This window comes from Mesorhizobium sp. M6A.T.Cr.TU.014.01.1.1 (genome assembly GCF_004022765.1).
Classification (GTDB): Bacteria; Pseudomonadota; Alphaproteobacteria; order Rhizobiales; family Rhizobiaceae; genus Mesorhizobium; species Mesorhizobium mediterraneum.
Genome location: NZ_RZPG01000045.1, coordinates 1 through 4,224 on the forward strand (window position 1 = coordinate 1; position 4,224 = coordinate 4,224).

General features: G+C 55.6%; 2 protein-coding genes and 1 pseudogene. 2 read left to right on the forward strand and 1 reads right to left on the reverse strand.

The features are described 5' to 3' along the window. Nucleotides 1-730 precede the first annotated feature (730 nt). Both EN885_RS31655 and EN885_RS31660 read left to right on the forward strand, forming a co-directional pair. Complete coding sequence (locus EN885_RS31655; RefSeq protein ID WP_127295381.1) at nucleotides 731-1,834, forward strand: enolase C-terminal domain-like protein; 1,104 nt, start codon at nucleotides 731-733, stop codon at nucleotides 1,832-1,834. Between the two features lie 716 nt (nucleotides 1,835-2,550). Next, complete coding sequence (locus tag EN885_RS31660) at nucleotides 2,551-3,747, forward strand: hypothetical protein (RefSeq protein ID WP_024505891.1); 1,197 nt, start codon at nucleotides 2,551-2,553, stop codon at nucleotides 3,745-3,747. 105 nt (nucleotides 3,748-3,852) lie between these two features. On the opposite strand, the pseudogene EN885_RS33965 reads toward EN885_RS31660, so the two are convergent. Beyond that, nucleotides 3,853-4,224: pseudogene (locus tag EN885_RS33965) on the reverse strand (DDE-type integrase/transposase/recombinase); the annotation flags it as partial.

Below are 4,224 nucleotides of genomic sequence, written 5' to 3' on the forward strand. Positions count from 1 at the left end.
TTCCCGGCAAGGAAAGCACACCTTCAGCGTCGCGGAAGTGATGCTACGCAACTTCGAGTCAATCTGGGAAACCAGGAATGGCGCCGGACGCGCGCGAGAGTTGCAGTAAGCCGTTCGGTTTTCTCGATGACGCATATCAGGAGATCCTAGGGCGAGCGATTTCCGCAACGAGGCGGGAACGCGGATTAGGACGGTTTCAATAACAATCGCCGGAGGCAGCACTCTGGATCGGCAAAATGGATTCTGACGCAATTAGGTTCATGCTGAATTGTACCGCCTCGACAACACCGACCGGGTTGGCCATGCGAAACGTCACAAAAGAAGTGGCCCTGCAGCTAGCATGATTGGACCGAATCTGGCGAAAGAATTTGTCCGTCGCGAGGGGCCGACGCTGTCGGCGCGGTTGTTTTCCGTCCCCAACTGCGGGCGACCGGCGTTCTTAACGAACCAGTCGAACTAGTCATCGCTAGGGTAACCTGCACCCGCGGCCACTATTGGGGCGCGACACCGGCAAGTTCGCCCACTCGGCCCGCCTGAATCCAGCGCCTTATGGACCGCCAAAGGGAGGATTCTTCGAAAGAAATCACCGTCACGCAAAACGGTAAGCATCACTACGAACTTTAACATGAGGCCGACCATTGCGCGCCAGCCAGCGGTGCGATCCGGATCCGGTTAGCAGACACATATGCAATTATTCGAGAGCATCGCAAACGAAGGAGCGGCGACAGCAATGAGAATTACACGACTAGTAGTTTGGCAAGTGCCATTGACCAGCTATGTTCCTTATCACATGGCAGATAGAAAAACCTGCGATACTGTCACCTCAATATTGCTCCGCGTAGATACGTCGGAAGGTATCTCTGGCTGGGGTGAGGTTTGTCCGATTCCCCACTATCTACCTGCCTATGCTGAAGGCGTGCGCCCCGCGCTGGAATATCTTGCGCCTGTCATCATCGGAGCTGATCCGATCGGCCCGGAAGCGTTAATGAGCCGGGTTGACAGTTGGCTACAGGGGCATGCCTACGCAAAATCCGCCCTTGACCTGGCTCTTTGGGACATCACAGGCAAAGTCGCGAAGCTACCTCTTTATGCGCTTCTCGGTGGACGCCAGATGGCTCGCATACCGCTCTACCACTCGATCACCTGTATCGCGCCCGATGAAATGGCCGTCATCGCTAGAGAGGCACAGGCAGACGGTATGACGCAGTTTCAGGTCAAGTTAGGTGCCGATATCAACTGGGAAGCCGACGTCGCTCGGCTACGTCTTGTACGAGAGGCTGTTGGCATGGGTCCCCTCGTCTATGGCGACTGGAACTGCGCGGCTTCTCGCTTGGATGCGACACGCGTTGGCAAGGCTGTCGCAGCATACGACATCATGCTGGAGCAACCCTGTGCAACTCTTGAGGAGTGTGCCGCTGTTCGCGCGGCAACCGGGCTGCCGATGAAGATCGATGAAAACGCGCACGATACGGCTTCGCTGCTTCGGGCTTATGATCTTGGCTGTATGGATGCCGTAGCCCTAAAGCTCTCCAAATCGGGAGGGCTTAGTGCCGTTCGGCGACTTCGCGATCTGTGTCTGCACCTCGGCCCCCAGATGTGCATCGAGGACACTTGGGGATCGGATGTTACCACGGGCGCAATCCTCCACTTGGCGGCGTCGACCCCGTCAAGCCGGATCATGAATACGTGCGATCTATCGGGCTACGTTACTCCGCGGCTCGATACACACGCCCCAAATCGCAACAGTGGCCATATCGCGCCGCCGGAAGCCCCAGGCATCGGCGTAAATCCAGATGCTGAAAGGCTTGGCCAGCCGGCTGCCATTATAAGTTAGAGCAGCTTTAAAGTTAGAGTAGCGTTTGAAGCGACATGAGGTTGCAGCCGTGCTCGACAAGCTGGAGGACAGGCTCGGTCGCAGGACGCCTTTACCATCTGACGGCAGACCGTTTTCCTGACCCGGGCTCTTGATACCGAGATGAGATTGCAGGCGCTCACCTACGACTGAAGCAAGGACGGCATGATTATAGCCGTGCCGTCCTTTCCGCGTCGAGATGGTTCACATGATGCGCAAACGGCAGGCGAGGTTCGCCTACAATCCACTCGTTGCATTCCAGCTTTTTGTAACAAAAAAGCAAATCGAGTTAACAGAAAATTCGCAGCCGCCAATCCGAACACGAGGTATGTTCCGCCTGGGATCTGATAAGGCATGTTTGAAAAAATTGATGCCAATGCTTGGAGCCCCGCCGGAGCACAGAACGCAGCAGAAATCTTTTCTATAGCGCCTGCCTCAACCGGATTGGAATTGGAAGGAGACTGACCTCTCTAGCTGCAGCCCCACGGCTCCAGCGACAACTCACGGACCGGGGCTATTTCGCATCAGTGACCTCGTGTTCTCCTCCCTGCTCAGCGGCGGCTCGGCGTATTGTCTGACACTGGAACCGACACCCCCGAGCCAGACCGCTACACAAAGTGCCACACTAAAACGGTGCGTACGGAATGACAGCGGATTGGATAGCAGCGTGGCCGAAGACTGCAAAGGTAGTTTCAACGATGAACATCGGTGTTTTGAAGGAAATCAAAGAAGACGAGCGACGTGTCGCACTCCAGCCGATCCAGGCGCAAGCTCTTTCGCGCCTCGGTCACCACATTTATGTTGAAATCGGTGCCGGGGAAGGGGCCGGATTCTCGGACGCGGATTATCAGGTCTGCGGAGGGAAGCTTGCGATGAAAGATGAGGTCCTCGCCCGGGCGCGGCTCCTCCTCAAGGTTAAGGAACCGCTGCGCTCAGAATATTCTGACTATGCTCCGCATCACATCTTATTCACGTATCTGCATTTTGATGAGAACAACGTTGATCCTCGGGACGTCTCTGAACTCATCAGTAGAGGCTTTCTGGGAATCGCTTACGAGTGGGTGGGAAAAGCTAGCCGGTATCCATTGCTTGAGCCGATGAGCCAACTGACTGGCTATCTCTTCGCTCAGCGGGCGTTGGAGTTGTGCTCCAAGGAAAAAGGAGTGTTCTGCCCGCGAAATGAGAGCGGTCTTCCCGGAGGGCGGGCTCTGATCATCGGATGCGGCAATATCGGTCTGTCCGCATTCAAATACTTGTCGGACCTAGGGATTGCCTTGACCGTAGTTGTCACTCGAGGGCGTGAGGATTTCAATTGCAAAGCCAACGCGCGCTTCGAAACCGAAGGCGTCGACTACATCGGCGCAACCGACACCAACCTGATCGTCATGAATAACAAAGATCCTTCACGCACTCAGGACACGATTGCGGCGGCACTGTCGGAGATGGACATCGTCCTCAACTGTGCGGTGCGTCGCTCCGATCTTCCGAAGCGAAAAATGGAGTACCTGATCGACCGCAGCATGGTTGGAGCCATGCAGAGAGGCAGCATACTGTGCGACTGTACAGCCTGTGATCGCGAATTGATCGAAACCTGTACTTCTTCTGCATCGCTCTACCACTCGTATCGCGAAGAAAATGTCGTGCATTACAACTGCGATCACATTCCATCAATGGTGGCCAACACCGCTACGCGGCTGCTCACAGCGCGAACTTTCCCTTACATCCGTTACATCGCCAGTCTCAAATCCGTGCAGACCATTACTGACGATGAAAGCCTGTGTGACGGAGTCTGTTGCTATGGTGGCCACCTGACCCATGCTCTGTCGGCAGAAAAAAAAGGCTTGCCATATCGGCCGCTGAGCGACGTTATTAAAACGATTTCACTTCCCATGTAGGCGCTGAGAATAGTCCAAATTGACGGGGGTAAAGTGCGCAACAGTTTACATGGTTCTGTCGCAAATCGTGCTTTTGGTCACAAGGGGACGCTTTCGCGCCGATGATCATGCTGCAAGGATTTCGAACTGCTCGGCGATCGAGGGGCGTGAATAGGCGAACCGCGCCTGCCGTTTGCGCATCATGTGAACTATCTCGACGCGGAAAGGACGGCATCGGCACCGGCCATCGACTTGAAGCCGAGCATTGACACAGCGCGGCGCTGATGTGCCGATGGTCTGCTCGGTCTCGATTGTTGAGGTACTTGCTGTTGCGGAGCGGATCGGCTTCAGCGCTCGTCGCGATGGATTTCGCAGACGGTAGTTCGGCGTCGCAGGAAATGATCGCCTCATGATTGGTCGGGCTACCGTCGATGAAGATGCGATCCGGTCTGCCGTGGCGCTCCAGGGCTTTCTGGAAGAAGCGGCACGATAGAGATA

Excerpts from the sequence above, each read along its gene's own strand:
- EN885_RS31655 (WP_127295381.1), top strand. The coding sequence starts at position 731 with ATGAGAATTACACGACTAGTAGTTTGGCAAGTGCCATTGACCAGCTAT.
- EN885_RS31660 (WP_024505891.1), top strand. The coding sequence starts at position 2,551 with ATGAACATCGGTGTTTTGAAGGAAATCAAAGAAGACGAGCGACGTGTC.